The 13347-nt window shown below is 59.9% G+C and carries 14 protein-coding genes; 4 read left to right on the top strand and 10 right to left on the bottom strand.

The window, feature by feature from the left end; translation table 11 throughout:
* Window positions 1-80 precede the first annotated feature (80 nt).
* Window positions 81-1478 carry an aminotransferase-like domain-containing protein gene (locus PAF20_RS15300; RefSeq protein ID WP_271071453.1) on the top strand — a complete coding sequence of 466 codons (1398 nt, stop codon included), beginning with the start codon at window positions 81-83 and terminating at the stop codon, window positions 1476-1478.
* A 43-nt stretch (window positions 1479-1521) separates the two neighbouring features.
* On the opposite strand, the gene PAF20_RS15295 is transcribed toward PAF20_RS15300, so the two are convergent.
* Complete coding sequence (locus tag PAF20_RS15295) at window positions 1522-1698, bottom strand: hypothetical protein (protein ID WP_434802963.1); 177 nt, start codon at window positions 1696-1698, stop codon at window positions 1522-1524.
* Window positions 1699-1891: 193 nt separating this feature from the next.
* Here PAF20_RS15295 and PAF20_RS15290 point away from each other — a divergent pair, with 193 nt between their 5' ends.
* Complete coding sequence (locus PAF20_RS15290; protein WP_271071452.1) at window positions 1892-3121, top strand: DUF2254 domain-containing protein; 1230 nt, start codon at window positions 1892-1894, stop codon at window positions 3119-3121.
* A gap of 385 nt (window positions 3122-3506) precedes the next feature.
* Here the strand turns inward: PAF20_RS15290 and nrdF are convergent, their stop codons facing one another.
* The 6 genes from nrdF to hppD form a co-directional block, all read right to left on the bottom strand.
* Complete coding sequence (nrdF, locus tag PAF20_RS15285; protein ID WP_271071451.1) at window positions 3507-4487, bottom strand: class 1b ribonucleoside-diphosphate reductase subunit beta; 981 nt, start codon at window positions 4485-4487, stop codon at window positions 3507-3509.
* Window positions 4488-4501: 14 nt separating this feature from the next.
* Window positions 4502-6646: a class 1b ribonucleoside-diphosphate reductase subunit alpha gene (gene nrdE, locus PAF20_RS15280; RefSeq protein ID WP_271071450.1), complete on the bottom strand. Its 2145-nt coding sequence runs from the start codon at window positions 6644-6646 to the stop codon at window positions 4502-4504.
* Window positions 6628-7044, bottom strand: coding sequence for a class Ib ribonucleoside-diphosphate reductase assembly flavoprotein NrdI (gene nrdI, locus PAF20_RS15275; RefSeq protein WP_271071449.1), 417 nt, complete (start codon window positions 7042-7044; stop codon window positions 6628-6630). Before nrdI ends, nrdE begins: the two co-directional genes overlap by 19 nt.
* A gap of 34 nt (window positions 7045-7078) precedes the next feature.
* Window positions 7079-7300 carry a glutaredoxin-like protein NrdH gene (nrdH, locus tag PAF20_RS15270; RefSeq protein WP_271071448.1) on the bottom strand — a complete coding sequence of 74 codons (222 nt, stop codon included), beginning with the start codon at window positions 7298-7300 and terminating at the stop codon, window positions 7079-7081.
* Window positions 7301-7671: 371 nt separating this feature from the next.
* Window positions 7672-8019 carry a Rieske (2Fe-2S) protein gene (locus tag PAF20_RS15265; RefSeq protein WP_271071447.1) on the bottom strand — a complete coding sequence of 116 codons (348 nt, stop codon included), beginning with the start codon at window positions 8017-8019 and terminating at the stop codon, window positions 7672-7674.
* Window positions 8016-9128: a 4-hydroxyphenylpyruvate dioxygenase gene (gene hppD, locus PAF20_RS15260; RefSeq protein ID WP_271071446.1), complete on the bottom strand. Its 1113-nt coding sequence runs from the start codon at window positions 9126-9128 to the stop codon at window positions 8016-8018. The genes PAF20_RS15265 and hppD overlap by 4 nt, the downstream gene beginning before the upstream one ends.
* Window positions 9129-9241: 113 nt before the next feature.
* Between hppD and PAF20_RS15255 the strand changes: the two genes are divergently transcribed.
* On the top strand, window positions 9242-9709 hold the full coding sequence (locus PAF20_RS15255) for an Lrp/AsnC family transcriptional regulator (protein ID WP_271071445.1): 468 nt from the start codon (window positions 9242-9244) through the stop codon (window positions 9707-9709).
* Here PAF20_RS15255 and PAF20_RS15250 read toward each other — a convergent pair.
* Together PAF20_RS15250 and PAF20_RS15245 are read right to left on the bottom strand one after the other, a co-directional pair.
* Window positions 9706-10332, bottom strand: coding sequence for a sulfotransferase (locus PAF20_RS15250; protein ID WP_271071444.1), 627 nt, complete (start codon window positions 10330-10332; stop codon window positions 9706-9708). The two genes, PAF20_RS15255 and PAF20_RS15250, sit on opposite strands and share 4 nt — an antisense overlap.
* A gap of 54 nt (window positions 10333-10386) precedes the next feature.
* Window positions 10387-11157 carry a TSUP family transporter gene (locus PAF20_RS15245; protein ID WP_271071443.1) on the bottom strand — a complete coding sequence of 257 codons (771 nt, stop codon included), beginning with the start codon at window positions 11155-11157 and terminating at the stop codon, window positions 10387-10389.
* 55 nt (window positions 11158-11212) lie between these two features.
* On the opposite strand from PAF20_RS15245, the gene PAF20_RS15240 reads away from it, so the two are divergent.
* Complete coding sequence (locus PAF20_RS15240) at window positions 11213-12223, top strand: NAD(P)H-dependent flavin oxidoreductase (protein WP_271071442.1); 1011 nt, start codon at window positions 11213-11215, stop codon at window positions 12221-12223.
* Here PAF20_RS15240 and epmA read toward each other — a convergent pair.
* The gene (gene epmA, locus PAF20_RS15235) at window positions 12220-13266 is read right to left on the bottom strand and encodes an EF-P lysine aminoacylase EpmA (RefSeq protein ID WP_271071441.1); all 1047 of its coding nucleotides are present in this window, start codon (window positions 13264-13266) and stop codon (window positions 12220-12222) included. The genes PAF20_RS15240 and epmA overlap by 4 nt on opposite strands.
* Between the last annotated feature and the right edge of the window lie 81 nt (window positions 13267-13347).

Raw genomic sequence — 13347 nt, 5'->3', positions numbered from 1 at the left:
AGTCGAAATCGTATCCTTGCATCAAGGTACAGTTGAGTGGAAACTTGCGCAGGCCGTACCAGAAAAAACAGGGGCACAGTTTGATCACCCGCGATGACAACACACTTGCCGGAAAGGTTGCCGCAGAGATTGAGGCGAGGGTCAGCGCGGGCAGTCTGTCTGTCGGTTCGCGGCTGCCTTCGCTGCGCAAGGCGATGGTTCAGTTCGGCGTGTCAAAGAATACGATGGTCGAAGCTTACGACCGTTTGGTTGCACGCGGTGTGGTGGAGGCGAGGCCCGGTTCGGGCTTTTATATCCGTCAGCAACACGCCGCCCCCGCGATCCCAGAGCGACCGCATCTGCAAGAGGCCGTAGACGCTGCGACATTGCTGACCGAACAGTTGGAGCGTCGGTTCCGCACGCGGATAGGAGAGGGTCGCCCCCCGTCCGCATGGATCGACGGTGCAGTGGGCATACGTCATTTGCGGCAAGCCATGGCAGGCCACGGTGGGAAATCGGGGCAGCATTACGACGATCCGGCCGGTTATGAGCCGATGAGGGAACGCCTGGCGGGGATGCTGGCCGAACGAGCGATCACAGTCGATCCGGCAAATATCGTTCTGACCTTTGGCGGAAACCATGCCTTTGACCTGATCATCCGCCAGTTGATCAGGCCGGGCGATCCGGTACTGGTTGAAAGCCCAGGTTACTATCCGCTTTACGCCAAACTGAAGCTGATGGGTGCGCGTATGGTTCCGGTCATGCGCGGACCTCGCGGACCTGATCCCGATCATCTGGAGACGGCGGCCGCGTCCAGCGGTGCGAGGGTGTTTTTCACCCAGTCACTGGCGCATAATCCTACGGGCGGCTCGCTGGATCTGCCAACGGCACATCAAATCCTGCGTGTTGCAGAAGCGAATGGTCTGACCATCATCGAGGATGACATTTTCGGCGATCTCCTGCCGCCAACGGCACCGCGCCTTGCGGCGTTGGATGGTTCGCAACGTGTGCTGTTGGTTGGAAGCTTCGCCAAAACCCTTTCGGCCACCCTGCGCGTTGGATATGTCGCCGGGCCTGAGCGGTTGATGAAGCCGCTTCAGGCCATCAAGATGCTGACCGTCGTCAATAGCTGCGGCCATACCGAGCGTGTGGTGAACGCCGTCATGGCGGACGGTGCCTATCGCAGGCATCTGGGGCGGTTGAGACGACGTATCATGCAAAGCGCGGGGGTGCTGACTGGCTGGGTGCGCGATCTCGGCCTGCAGGTCAGCGTCGATCCGGCTGGCGGTTATTATGCGTGGTTGCAACTGCCAAAGGGCATGAGCGACCGCGATCTGGCCCGAAGGGCGGCAGAGCAGGATATTTTTCTTGCACCCGGCGCAATCTTTTATCCGGACGGGACGGGAACGGAAGACGGCTATCTTCGGCTGAATGTGGGCTACGCTGATGATCCGCGCATTGCCCGCTTTCTGAAAGCAGAGTGTCAGGCAACGCTTTAACAGCCCGCTGAAATAGTCCCGGATCCGGAATGCTGTCCCTGCATTACGGCTGCGTCACTCGAACGCGCTGCATATTGGCGCGTTCGGTGCCGGGGGATTTCCTGTCGAGCCGCGCGTCCGGGTCTGTGGTCGAGGCATGGGTGGCATTCGAACGCGCCTCGCCCCGAAGTGAGGGCAGGAATGCCATCGGTTCGAATGACTGCCCGAACGACCTCGGCATTCCGGTGGTGCTTCGCGCTTCGGGGCATCTGGTCTGTCTCGGCTGATGTATCGGAAGGCTCGGCTTCGGGCGCAATCCACCCTTTGTTGGTTTTAAAAATTAACTCCAACGTGATATAGGGTGTCATCCAACCCCACATTGACGCGCCGGAGCAATCTGGCAAACATGCCCCGACCTTGAACGAAGGAAGCGCATGACAAGCTGGCTGGACACAGGATGGGTGATGCGGCTGCGAGAGCAGTTGCGCAAGATGTGGGTGCGGGTGATCCTCTACAGCCTTGCGGGCATTGTACTGGCGCTCGCCGCGCCGTTTGTCGGGCCTTGGCTGCCGTACATCCCGAAGATCGACCTTGCATCCGGATCGGTCGGATCGCTGCTGAACATCATCGCCTCGTCCATGCTGGCGGTCACGACATTTTCCATGTCGATCATCGTCGGCGCATATGGCTCTGCCACCTCGAACGCCACCCCCCGCGCCACCCGCCTGTTGGAAGAGGATCACACCGCCCAGACAGCGGTGTCGATCTTCATCGGATCTTTCCTGTTCAGCATTGTCGGCATCATCGGCCTGTCAGCGGGGCTGTATCCCGACAAGGCGCGGGTTCTGCTGTTCGTCGCAACGCTTGGCGATATTGCCCTTATCGCCTGGGCGCTTGTCCGTTGGGTGAACCACCTGAACGAATTCGGCCGGATGAGCGATATTATCGAGAGGATCGAGGATGCCGCGAAACCCTCGGCCCGAAAATACCGCGACCGCCCTGCCCTTGGGGCGCGCCCGCAGGCCGATGCCCTGCCCGACGGGCTGCCGCTGGTCTCATCCGATCAATCCGGCTATGTCCGGTATGTTGATGTAGAGGACCTGCAAGCCATCGCCAGCCATGCGGGCATCAAGGTCGAAATCCTGCGGATGCCCGGCAAATATGTGCATCGGGGCGAGGCATTGTTGCGCCTCACCGGCCCGGTGGCCGAAGATGTGACCATCGGCCTGCGCCGCGCCTTTTCCCTGGGGGAATCGCGCAGCTTCGATCAGGATCTGACCTATGGCATGACCGTGCTGAGCGAGGTCGCAAGCAAAGCGCTGTCGCCCGGCATCAACGACCCCGGCACCGCGATAGAGGTGCTGCGGGCCGGCACCCGCGTGCTGGAAACCCTGCATGAGCGCAGCGATAAGCAGGACGAGGTCACCTGCGACCTGATCTTTGCGCCGCCGCTGAATGTGGCCAATGTCTATTCGGTTTTCTTCGCACCCATCGCCCGTGATGGCGCCGGGCTGGTCGAGGTTCAGGAAACCTTGCAGGATTGCCTTGGCGCCGTCGCTCGCTTCGGCGACCGCGAAGCCGCCGAGCGAGAGGCGAAGCGCGCCCGCAGCCGTGCCGGGGCAGAGTTGAGCGAAGATTGGGAACTGGCGCGGGTCGACGGCTGAAATTGCGAGCCTTCATTGATGTGGAAAAGGGCGCACAACTGCGCGCCCTCCCCAATGTTGCAATGTAAGTTCACCAGAACTTACTTTTTCTTTATCGTCTCAACGATATGAGTGCTCTTCTTCTTTTGAGCAGTCTTAACTGTTGTGAAGCGACCAGTTTTGGCACTGCGGCCAATCTTTGTCGTGGCAGATTTTCTCGCCATCGAAGCCTTTCCTTCGGCGGGGCGTATATTGCCAAATCAGCAAGAGCGACCTAAGATTCAGTCTTGTGTAGGGACTGTGGTTGCTACTGATCGGCTCAGCATCGTCGAGCCCCTCATGCACGATACAGATTTCTTAAGGGGGCTCGATTTATTTCGGGCCCCCTAATTTCTTAATTCTCCTATCAAAAATCCCAGTCTTCATCCTCGGTCGCGACCGCCTTGCCGATGACATAGCTGGAGCCGGAGCCAGAGAAGAAGTCGTGGTTTTCGTCCGAGTTCGGTGACAGCGCGGCAAGGATCGCAGGCGAAACCTTGCAGGCTTCCGGCGGGAACAGCGCCTCATAGCCCAGGTTTTGCAGGGCCTTGTTGGCGTTGTAATGCAGGAACGTCTTCACGTCCTCGGTCAGGTTTACCGGATCATAAAGGGATTCGGTATATTTGGTTTCGATATCATAAAGGTCGAACAGCAGCGCGAAGGCGAAATCTTTCAGCTCTGCCCGTTCGGCTTCGGTAATCTGCTCCAGCCCACGCTGGAATTTATAGCCGATGTAATAGCCGTGGATTGCCTCATCCCGGATGATCAGGCGGATCAGGTCGGCGGTGTTGGTCAGGCGCGCACGGCTAGACCAGTGCATCGGCAGATAGAAGCCGGAATAGAACAGGAAGCTTTCCAGAAACACGCTGGCGATCTTCTTTTTCAGCGGGTGATCGGTGCTGTTATATTCATCCAGAATCAGCCGCGATTTCGCCTGCAGATGCTCATTCTCGGACGACCAGCGGAAGGCCTCGTCCACTTCGGAGGTCTGACACAGCGTCGAGAAGACCGAAGAATAGCTGCGTGCGTGAACCGCCTCCATGAAAGAGATATTGGTCAGCACCGCCTCTTCATGCGGGGTGATGGCGTCGGGCAGCAAGGACGGCGCGCCGACCGTGTTCTGGATCGTGTCAAGCAGCGTCAGCCCGGTGAAAACACGGATTGTCAGCTTCTGCTCGGACTCTTTCAGCTGCGACCAGCTTTGAATGTCGTTCGACAGCGGCACCTTTTCCGGCAGCCAGAAATTGGCTGTCAGCCGGTTCCAGATCTCCAGATCCTTGTCGTCCTGAAGACGGTTCCAGTTGACTGCGGCGGGAACGGCGCGGGCAGTATTGATGGCATCTTTCATTGGTTTCTGATCCTTCACAGCGTGCAGGAAACGCAGCCTTCGACTTCGGTCCCCTCAAGGGCCGCTTGACGCAGGCGGATGTAATAGATGGTCTTGATGCCCTTTTTCCAAGCGTAGATCTGGGCGCGGTTAATGTCGCGCGTCGTGGCATCGGCGGGGAAGAACAGGGTCAGCGAAAGGCCCTGATCGACATGCTGGGTTGCGGCGGCGTAGGTGTCGATGATCGCCTCGGGGCCGATTTCGTAGGCGTCGCGATAGAACTCCAGATTGTCGTTCGTCATGTAGGGCGCGGGGTAATAGACGCGGCCGATCTTGCCTTCCTTGCGGACCTCGATCTTTGCCGTGATCGGGTGGATCGAAGACGTGGCATAGTTGATATAGCTGATCGAGCCTGTCGGCGGCACCGCCTGAAGGTTGCGGTTATACAGCCCATCGGTCATGACCGCGTCGCGCAGCGCTTCCCATTCTGCGCGGGTGGGAACCTCGATCCCGGCTTCAGCGAACAATTCCTTCACGCGGTCGGTTTCCGGCAGCCAGTCGCGATCGACATATTTATCGAAGAAGGTGCCGTTGGCGTATTTCGATTCTTCGAAGCCGGCGAAGCTTTTGCCACGCTCTTTCGCAAGCGCGTTGGATTCGCGCAGGGCGTGATACAGCACGGTCGCGAAATAGATATTGGTAAAGTCTATCCCTTCGGGGCTGCCGTAATGGATACGCTCCCGCGCCAGATAGCCATGCAGGTTCATCTGGCCCAGCCCGATCGCATGGCCTTCGTCATTGCCCTTGCGGATGGACGGAACGCTGTCGATGGCGGACATTTCAGAAACCGCGTTCAGCGCACGGATCGCCGTGCCAACGGTGCCAGCCAGATCGCCGCTATCCATCGCCTTCGCAATGTTCAAAGAGCCGAGGTTGCAGGAAATATCCGTACCCATCTGCGCATAGGACAGGTCGTCATTGAATTCCGACGCCGTGTTCACCTGCAGAATCTCGCTGCACAGGTTCGACATGGCGATGCGCCCTGCAATCGGGTTCGCTGCGTTAACCGTGTCCTCGAACATGATATAGGGATAGCCGGATTCGAACTGGATTTCGGCAATCGTCTGGAAGAACGCGCGGGCGTTGATCTTCTTTTTGCGGATGGCAGAGTTGTCGACCATCTCATGATATTTCTCGCTCACCGAAATATCCGAGAACGGCACGCCGTAAACCTTCTGCACATCATGGGGCGAGAAGAGGTACATATCCTCATTCTTCTTCGCGAGTTCGAACGTGATGTCCGGGATCACCACGCCAAGGCTTAGCGTCTTGATGCGGATCTTCTCATCCGCGTTCTCGCGCTTGGTATCGAGGAAGCGCAGAATATCCGGGTGGTGGGCGTTAAGGTAAACAGCACCCGCACCCTGCCGAGCGCCAAGCTGGTTGGCATAGCTGAAGCTGTCTTCAAGAAGCTTCATGACCGGGATCACACCGGATGACTGGTTGGCGATACCTTTGATCGGCGCGCCATGTTCACGGATATTGGTCAGCATCAGCGCCACGCCACCGCCACGCTTCGACAGTTGCAGCGCCGAATTGATGGAACGCCCGATGGATTCCATATTGTCTTCGATCCGCAGCAGGAAGCAGGATACGAACTCGCCCCGCGCCCTTTTGCCAGCGTTCAGGAAGGTCGGCGTCGCAGGCTGGAAACGGCCGGCAATGATTTCCTCCATCAACCGAAGCGCCAATGCCTCATCCCCGCGTGCCAGCGTCAGCGCGACCATGACGACGCGATCCTCGTACCGCTCAAGGAAGCGTTCGCCATCCCATGTTTTCAGCGTGTAGGAGGTGTAATATTTGAACGCACCCAGGAAGGTCGGGAAGCGGAATTTCAGCGCAAAGGCCTCATCCCAGATCTTGCGCTGGAAGTTCTTCGAATACTGGTCCAGCACAGCCGCGTCGTAATAGCCTTCGTCCACCAGGTAGCCCAGCTTTTCGTCAAGGCTGTGGAAGAAAACCGTGTTCTGGTTCACATGCTGCAGGAAGTACTGTCGCGCCGCCTTCCGGTCCGCGTCGAACTGGATCTGGCCCGCATCATCATACAGGTTCAGCATCGCGTTCAGCGCGTGATAGTCCTTTGCCTCTGGCTTTGGACGGTTCAGGCGGTCATCAAGCATGTCTCTCTCCAGAATCGGTTAAGCCCTTGGGTAACAAGGGCGATATCTTCGTCATTGCCTGCCAGCTCAAAACGATACAGCAGCGGCACGTTCAGCTTGTCAGCGACGCGGCGGCCGGCAAGCGCGAAAAACTGTCCAAAATTACGATTTCCGCTGGCGATCACGCCGCGGATCAGCGCCCTGCGGGCGGGATCGTTCAGGAAGCGGACGATCTGGGGATGCACGGCACCGCGCCCTTCACCGTCTGCGTAGCTTGGCGTTATCAGCACATAAGGCTGATCGGGCATTGGCATCGGCTCATCAGCGGAAACCGGGATCCGCAGCGCGTCCATCCCAAGCCGGGCGACGAATTTCGCCGTATTGCCCGAGCGAGAGGAAAAGAAAACGAGCTGCGCCATGATCCCGGTGCCAATGCAATGCGGATGTCCGTGATCAGGAAAGCTGACCGATCAGGTCCGGGCGAAAGCCCGACCAGTGCGAATCGCCAGCAATAACGACCGGAGCCTGACGATAGCCCAAGCCCGAGACATGCGCATAGGCAGTTTCGTCCTGCGTCAGATCAACGACATCGAATTCGATGCCGCGCGCCTGCAGGGCGCGGGTGGTGGCGGTGCATTGAACACAAGCGGGCTTGCTGTAAACGGTGATGCTCATTTGGTCCCTCATTCTGTCTAGATACAGGGCGGAACACAATTGTCCGGAAAGCGTGACTTCCCCGATCGCTGTGCCATGGCCCCGGCCCCATGGTTTGTTTTTCGCCCTGACGTTCATCGCGAGTTGCCTATACGGGTTCGATCCCGCTTTTCGTCCCGCCTGCCGGGATGATTCCCGCGCTATCAAAGCCTGATCATCTTGTGCCAAACGGCAATGACCTGTCAACATTTTGTATGACGCTTTAACGAACTATCTAGGGCTTGACAGAAAGGGTGGATTATGGCGCTCGCGGCCTGGTGAACGCAAAACGCCAGCCCAAGGGCCAGCGATAGCTGAGGGAAGCTGAATTGTGACAATGAGATGGCGGGGAATCAGCCCTCGCCGATGACGACGCGTCCGTGTTCTTCGCGCAACGGCACCATATCCAGTCCGCAGCCAGCGGGGCCTGCGCAGACCTCGCCCGTTGTCGCGTCAAACTGCGCCTGATGCGAGGAACAGATCAAGCGCGCGCCATCCGATGACAGGATCTTGCCGCTGCGATAATCCAGCGGCAGATATTGATGCGGGCACAGATTGACGAAGCCGCGCAGCCCCGCTGCATCGCGGATCACCAGCAAAGGGAAGCCGGAAAGGTCGAAGGCGCGGACGCCCTCGACCTGATCCAGTTCGCAGACGACCGTCCCCGGCGCGGGGGCGGTCGAGATTTCCTGCCAGCTCATTCGGCGGCGGCCTCTTTCAGCACGCCGCGGCGGATCTGGTCTTCCTCGATGGATTCGAACAGCGCGCGGAAATTGCCCTCACCAAAGCCATCATCGCCTTTGCGCTGAATGAATTCAAAGAAGATCGGCCCGATCACGGTTTTTGAAAAGATCTGAAGCAGGATCCGCGTCGTGCCGCCATCGACCACGCCTTCGCCGTCGATCAGGATGCCGTGTTTCTTCATCTTGTCCAGCGGCTCTTCATGATCGGTCACGCGCTTGCGGGACATCTCATAATAGACATCCGGCGGGCCGGGCATGAATTCCAGACCCTTTTCCGCAATCGCATCGGTCGAGGCATAGATATCTTCGGATGCGACAGCGATATGCTGGATGCCCTCGCCCTTATACTCGTTCAGATATTCCTCGATCTGGCTGTGCTCATCCGCGGATTCGTTGATCGGAATGCGGATCTTCCCGTCGGGAGAGGTCAGCGCACGGCTGAACAGCCCTGTCTGCTTGCCCTTGATGTCGAAATAGCGGATCTCGCGGAAATTGAAGGTCTGGTTATAGAACTTGTACCAGGTGTCCATGTTCCCGCGCACGACATTATGCGTGAGGTGGTCGATATAATAGAAACCGACGCCTTCGGGACGCGGATCCTTTTCACCCAGCCAGTCATATTCGGCATCCCAAGCGCTGCCGGTATCGTCATACTTGTCGATGAAATACAGCAGGCTGCCGCCGATCCCCAGCACCGCCGGGAAATCCAGCACCTTGCCGGGGCCGGTATATTCCTCTGCACCCAGTTCAACCGCGCGTTTCAGCGCGTGCTGCGAATCCACGACGCGCCAGCCCATGGCCGGGGCGCAGGGACCGTGATCGGTGATGAACTGGCTGGCATGGCTGTCCGGTTCTGCGTTCAGCACATAGTTGATGCCGCCCTGCCGATACAGAGTCACATTCTTCGACTTGTGCTTTGCAACCGGCACGAAACCCATCTTGCGGAACAGCTTGTCAAGCTCTGCCGGGTTGGGATGCGCGAATTCGACGAATTCGAAACCATCCGTGCCGGCGGGGTTGGATTTGCTGATTTCGGCCTTGGGTGCGTCATGCGGGAATGGTCCCATGATCTCCTCCTATTCGCTTTTCCCGACTATCACGCATGCTTGCTACAATTTGATTGCATAATGCGGGTGCCTGCATGGTATGGTGCACGAAAGTTGCATTTTATCGGCGTGTTATGACTGATTTGACGCATGACAGCTTTGATCGCGCGATTCTTGCCGCATTGCAGCGCGATGGCGGGCTGACCAATGCACAACTGTCCGAGATCGTGCACCTGTCGCCCTCGCAATGTTCGCGCAGGCGGGCGGCGCTGGAAAAATCCGGCGCAATCCGGGGGTATACTGCCCGGCTGAACGGGCGCGCCCTGGGCTTCGGCATTCGTGCCTTTGCGCGGGTTAACCTGCGCAGCCACGGCGCGGCAGGCGACAAGGATTTCGCCAGTTTCGCCGCCGCCCAGCCAGAGGTTCGCGCGGCCCATTCCGTCTCGGGCGATGCGGATTATGTGCTGGAACTGCAGGTCCGCAATCTGGATGCGCTTGCCGATTTCATCCACGACCGGCTGCTGCGCCACAGTCAGGTGACGCAGGTCAGGTCCGAAATCGTGCTGAAATCCGCCAAGGAAGATGGCGGCCTGCCGATCTAGCCCGCCAGTGCGGGTTCCAGGCGCGGCACCTCATCCGGGGTGCGGTTGTGATGGCGCCAATGGCCGGGCTTCAGGCCGAAGCCGGGCAGGAATTTGCGGAACCGTTTCGGGCAGTCGGCTTCTATATCGAAGACCAGCAATTGACCGGGCCGGCTGGCGAAATACTCTGTCACCGCAGCATGATGTTCGTGCCATTCGCGCAGCCAATGGGCGCGCATGACTGCCGGGTCGCTGATGCCCGCCTGCGCCATGCAGCGGCGCAGATAACCCCCGCCGAAATGACGAAAACGCGAATTCACCCAATGTAGCGGGTTGCGCGTGTTAAGGATGAACCGGCTGCCGGGATATTGCGCGTCCAGCTCGCGAAAGCGGGCGATACCGGACAGGCAGGTGTTGCGGCTGCACAAATCCATATCCGAAAAGATCTGCGCGCCCTCCATCCCCGTCAGCAGCGGCAGACCGCATCCGGCATTTGCCTGCATCTGCCAGGCGATCTTGACGAAACCGCCATCGGCCTGCTGGTGGCGATGATGCGACGAACGATGTCCCGCCCGCATGAACATGCGATGCAGGCTCGTCGTGCCGCATTTGTTGAAGCCAATCACAAAGACCAAAGGAAGCATATCCCGTCCTTTCAACCAGTGGTTGAAAGGTGGCAAATCAGGGTTAAGTTTGGGTTAACCGCCCTGAGCGATCAGATCGAGGATCAGCTTCAGCGCAAGCCCTGCCGAGGTCATGACCAGAAGCGGCTTGATAAGGCGCGCGCCGATCCGCATCGCCAGACGCGATCCGACCCATGCACCCGCTATCTGCGCCGCGCCCATTGCAAGCCCGGTCAGCCAAAGCGGTTTCCCGACAAGCGCAAAGGCGACCAGCCCGCCCAGATTGGATGCAAAGTTCAGAAGCTTGGTATGCGCCGTCGCTTTCAGAATGCCATAGCCCGCCAGCATGACGAAACCCAGCATCAGAAAAGCGCCCGTCCCCGGTCCCAACAGCCCATCGTAAAAGCCGATCAGTGGCACAACGAAGCAGGTGAACTGAAGCGGTGTGATCCGCGCGGTCCTGTCGGCATCCGACAACCCCGGTTTCAGCGCAAAGAAAGCCGCGATACCGATCAGCAAAACCGGCAGCAGATAGCGCAGCGCCTGCGTCGGGATCAATGTTACACAGAAAGCACCAGCCATACCCGCCGCAAAGGCCAGCAGCGCAGCGCCCACCTGTCTGCGCGGGCTGACATGACCCGATCTGGCATAGCTGTAAGCCGCCGTCGCAGCCCCGAACACGCCCTGCACCTTGTTGGTCGCAAGCGCCTGCGCAGGCGGCACACCCGCCAGCATCAGCGCGGGCACCGTAATCAGCCCGCCGCCGCCCGCGATGGCATCAATCATCCCCGCCGCAAATGCAGCAAAGATCAGCATCACGACAAGATCAGGGGCAAGCTCGAACATCCGCGCTTGATCCTTTGTCCGGCAGGGTTTGTAAATGGGCCCAAAGGGGGCCGATATGCTTTTGGACCGGATTGGAATGCGCGTAGCCGTCATACAGGCACCCATGGCCGGGGTGACGACGCCCGAACTGGCAGCTGCGGTATCGAATGCAGGGGGCCTCGGCTCTCTCGGCGTTGCCGCGATGAATGCCGAACGCGCGCGCGAAGAGGTCCGCCGGACCCGCGCCCTGACCCCGGCCAGCTTCAATGTCAACGTATTCTGCCACCGCGCACCCGAACGCGATCCCGCGAAAGAGGCCGCCTGGCTGGACAGCCTCGCCCCCGATTTCGAACGCTTCGGCGCGACTGCGCCGGATGCGCTCAGCGACGGGTATCGACGCTTTCAGGATGATCCTGACATGCTGCAAATGCTGCTGGACGAAAAGCCCGGCGTCGTCAGCTTCCACTTCGGTCTGCCCGAGGCGGATCAGCTCGCCGCCTTGCGTGACAGCGGCGCGGTCCTGCTTGGCTCGGCGACCAACCTTGCCGACGCGCTGAAGGTCAAGGCCGCGGGGCTTGACGGCGTTGTCGCACAGGGTTGGCAAGCGGGCGGTCATCGCGGCGTGACCGACGAAAACGGCCCCGATGAACGGCTGCCCACGATGGCACTGCTGGCCGCGCTGAAAGACATTGGCCTGCCCGTCATCGCCGCAGGTGCGATCATGACCCGCGACGATGTCCGCGCCGCGCTCGACGCTGGCGCCATCGCCGCGCAATGCGGCACTGCGTTCCTGGTCGCAGATGAAGCCGGAACCTCTGCACCGCACCGCGCCGCATTGTCCGCCCGCAAGACCGTCATGACCCGCGCCATATCCGGCCGCCCCGCCAGAGGCGTCGAAAACCTGATCAGCACCCGCGATGACAGCGCCGCACCCGATTACCCGCTGCCCTATTCCGCGCTGAAGGCCCTGCACGCCGCAGCCTCCGCGAAAGGAGAGGCCGGCTACGGCCCCTTCTGGGCAGGCACCGGCTGCGCACAGGCCCAACCCGGCACCGCCGCCGAAATCCTTGCCCGGCTGTCGCCCTAACCCGGATCAGGCACCGGCGCCCACATCACCGCCTGAACCGAAGGCGCAGCCGTCGCCAGCATCACCAGCCGGTCAAAGCCAAGCGCGATCCCACTGGCATCCGGCATGATTTCAAGCGCGGCCAGCAGATCTTCATCCAGCGGATAAGCCTCGCCATAGATGCGCTGCCTTTCGGCCATATCGGCCTGAAAGCGCCGCCGCTGCTCCGCCGCGTCGGTCAGTTCACCAAAGCCATTCGCAATCTCCACCCCGCAGGCATAAAGCTCGAACCGTTCCGCGACACGCGGATCATCCGCCGCGCGCCGCGCAAGCGCTGCCTCTGGCACCGGATAGCGGTCCAGCACCGTCGCACAGCCGCGACCCAGATGCGGCTCTACCCGATCGGCCAGCACGCGAGAGAACAGATCAGACCATGTGTCGCCATCCGCAGGGGTCACACCACTTCGCGTGACCTGCGCCGCCAGCCCGTCGCGATCGGTCCAACCATCCGGCGCAATCGTCGCCAGCAGATCAATCCCGGCATATTCGGCAAAGGCATCCGCCACCGAAATCCGCTCTGGCGATGCATAGGGATCACAGACCACATCGCGAAAGCGGAACGTGTTCGCACCCGCCGCCTCTGCCGCCAGCATCAGGAAATCGGCGCAGTCATCCATCAGAACCGTGTAATCTTCACCCACGCGATACCATTCCAACATCGTAAATTCCGGATGATGCAGGGCGGTGCGTTCGCGGTTGCGCCAGACATGGGAAAAGGCCGCGATCCGCCGCTCTCCCGCCGCCAGCAACTTCTTCATCGCGAATTCGGGCGAGGTGTGCAGATACATCGCCCGCCCGTTCCCGTCATTGCCGATCATCTGCGTCGCGAAACCATGCAGGTGCGTCTCATTGCCGGGGCTGACGGCCAGTGCCGCCGGATCGACCTCGACAAACTCGTTATCGTCCAGCCAACCCCGTATTGCCCGCTGAATGCGGTTGCGGGCCAGAAGCGCGGGGCGGCGATCACTGTGGCGATGGGGCTGCCACCATTGGGAATCAGTCATGGTTTCTCTGGCAATGCGGCGTTTCATAAGATAGTGACACCGCCAAAGCGCTTACGCGCAGACCGGACAACTCGCAAGGAA

Source organism: Paracoccus albus (assembly GCF_027913035.1).
Taxonomy (GTDB): domain Bacteria; phylum Pseudomonadota; class Alphaproteobacteria; order Rhodobacterales; family Rhodobacteraceae; genus Paracoccus; species Paracoccus albus.
Note: the sequence above shows the minus strand (reverse complement) of the source record. Positions and strands in the feature narration are given on the sequence as shown.

What these genes read in the sequence shown, in the direction of transcription:
- PAF20_RS15295 (WP_434802963.1), bottom strand. Translation starts at nt 1,698, where the DNA reads ATGCCGAGGTCGTTCGGGCAGTCATTCGAACCGATGGCATTCCTGCCC.
- PAF20_RS15290 (WP_271071452.1), top strand. Translation starts at nt 1,892, where the DNA reads ATGACAAGCTGGCTGGACACAGGATGGGTGATGCGGCTGCGAGAGCAG.
- nrdF (WP_271071451.1), bottom strand. Translation starts at nt 4,487, where the DNA reads ATGAAAGATGCCATCAATACTGCCCGCGCCGTTCCCGCCGCAGTCAAC.
- nrdE (WP_271071450.1), bottom strand. Translation starts at nt 6,646, where the DNA reads ATGCTTGATGACCGCCTGAACCGTCCAAAGCCAGAGGCAAAGGACTAT.
- nrdI (WP_271071449.1), bottom strand. Translation starts at nt 7,044, where the DNA reads ATGGCGCAGCTCGTTTTCTTTTCCTCTCGCTCGGGCAATACGGCGAAA.
- nrdH (WP_271071448.1), bottom strand. Translation starts at nt 7,300, where the DNA reads ATGAGCATCACCGTTTACAGCAAGCCCGCTTGTGTTCAATGCACCGCC.
- PAF20_RS15265 (WP_271071447.1), bottom strand. Translation starts at nt 8,019, where the DNA reads ATGAGCTGGCAGGAAATCTCGACCGCCCCCGCGCCGGGGACGGTCGTC.
- hppD (WP_271071446.1), bottom strand. Translation starts at nt 9,128, where the DNA reads ATGGGACCATTCCCGCATGACGCACCCAAGGCCGAAATCAGCAAATCC.
- PAF20_RS15255 (WP_271071445.1), top strand. Translation starts at nt 9,242, where the DNA reads ATGACTGATTTGACGCATGACAGCTTTGATCGCGCGATTCTTGCCGCA.
- PAF20_RS15250 (WP_271071444.1), bottom strand. Translation starts at nt 10,332, where the DNA reads ATGCTTCCTTTGGTCTTTGTGATTGGCTTCAACAAATGCGGCACGACG.
- PAF20_RS15245 (WP_271071443.1), bottom strand. Translation starts at nt 11,157, where the DNA reads ATGTTCGAGCTTGCCCCTGATCTTGTCGTGATGCTGATCTTTGCTGCA.
- PAF20_RS15240 (WP_271071442.1), top strand. Translation starts at nt 11,213, where the DNA reads ATGCTTTTGGACCGGATTGGAATGCGCGTAGCCGTCATACAGGCACCC.
- epmA (WP_271071441.1), bottom strand. Translation starts at nt 13,266, where the DNA reads ATGACTGATTCCCAATGGTGGCAGCCCCATCGCCACAGTGATCGCCGC.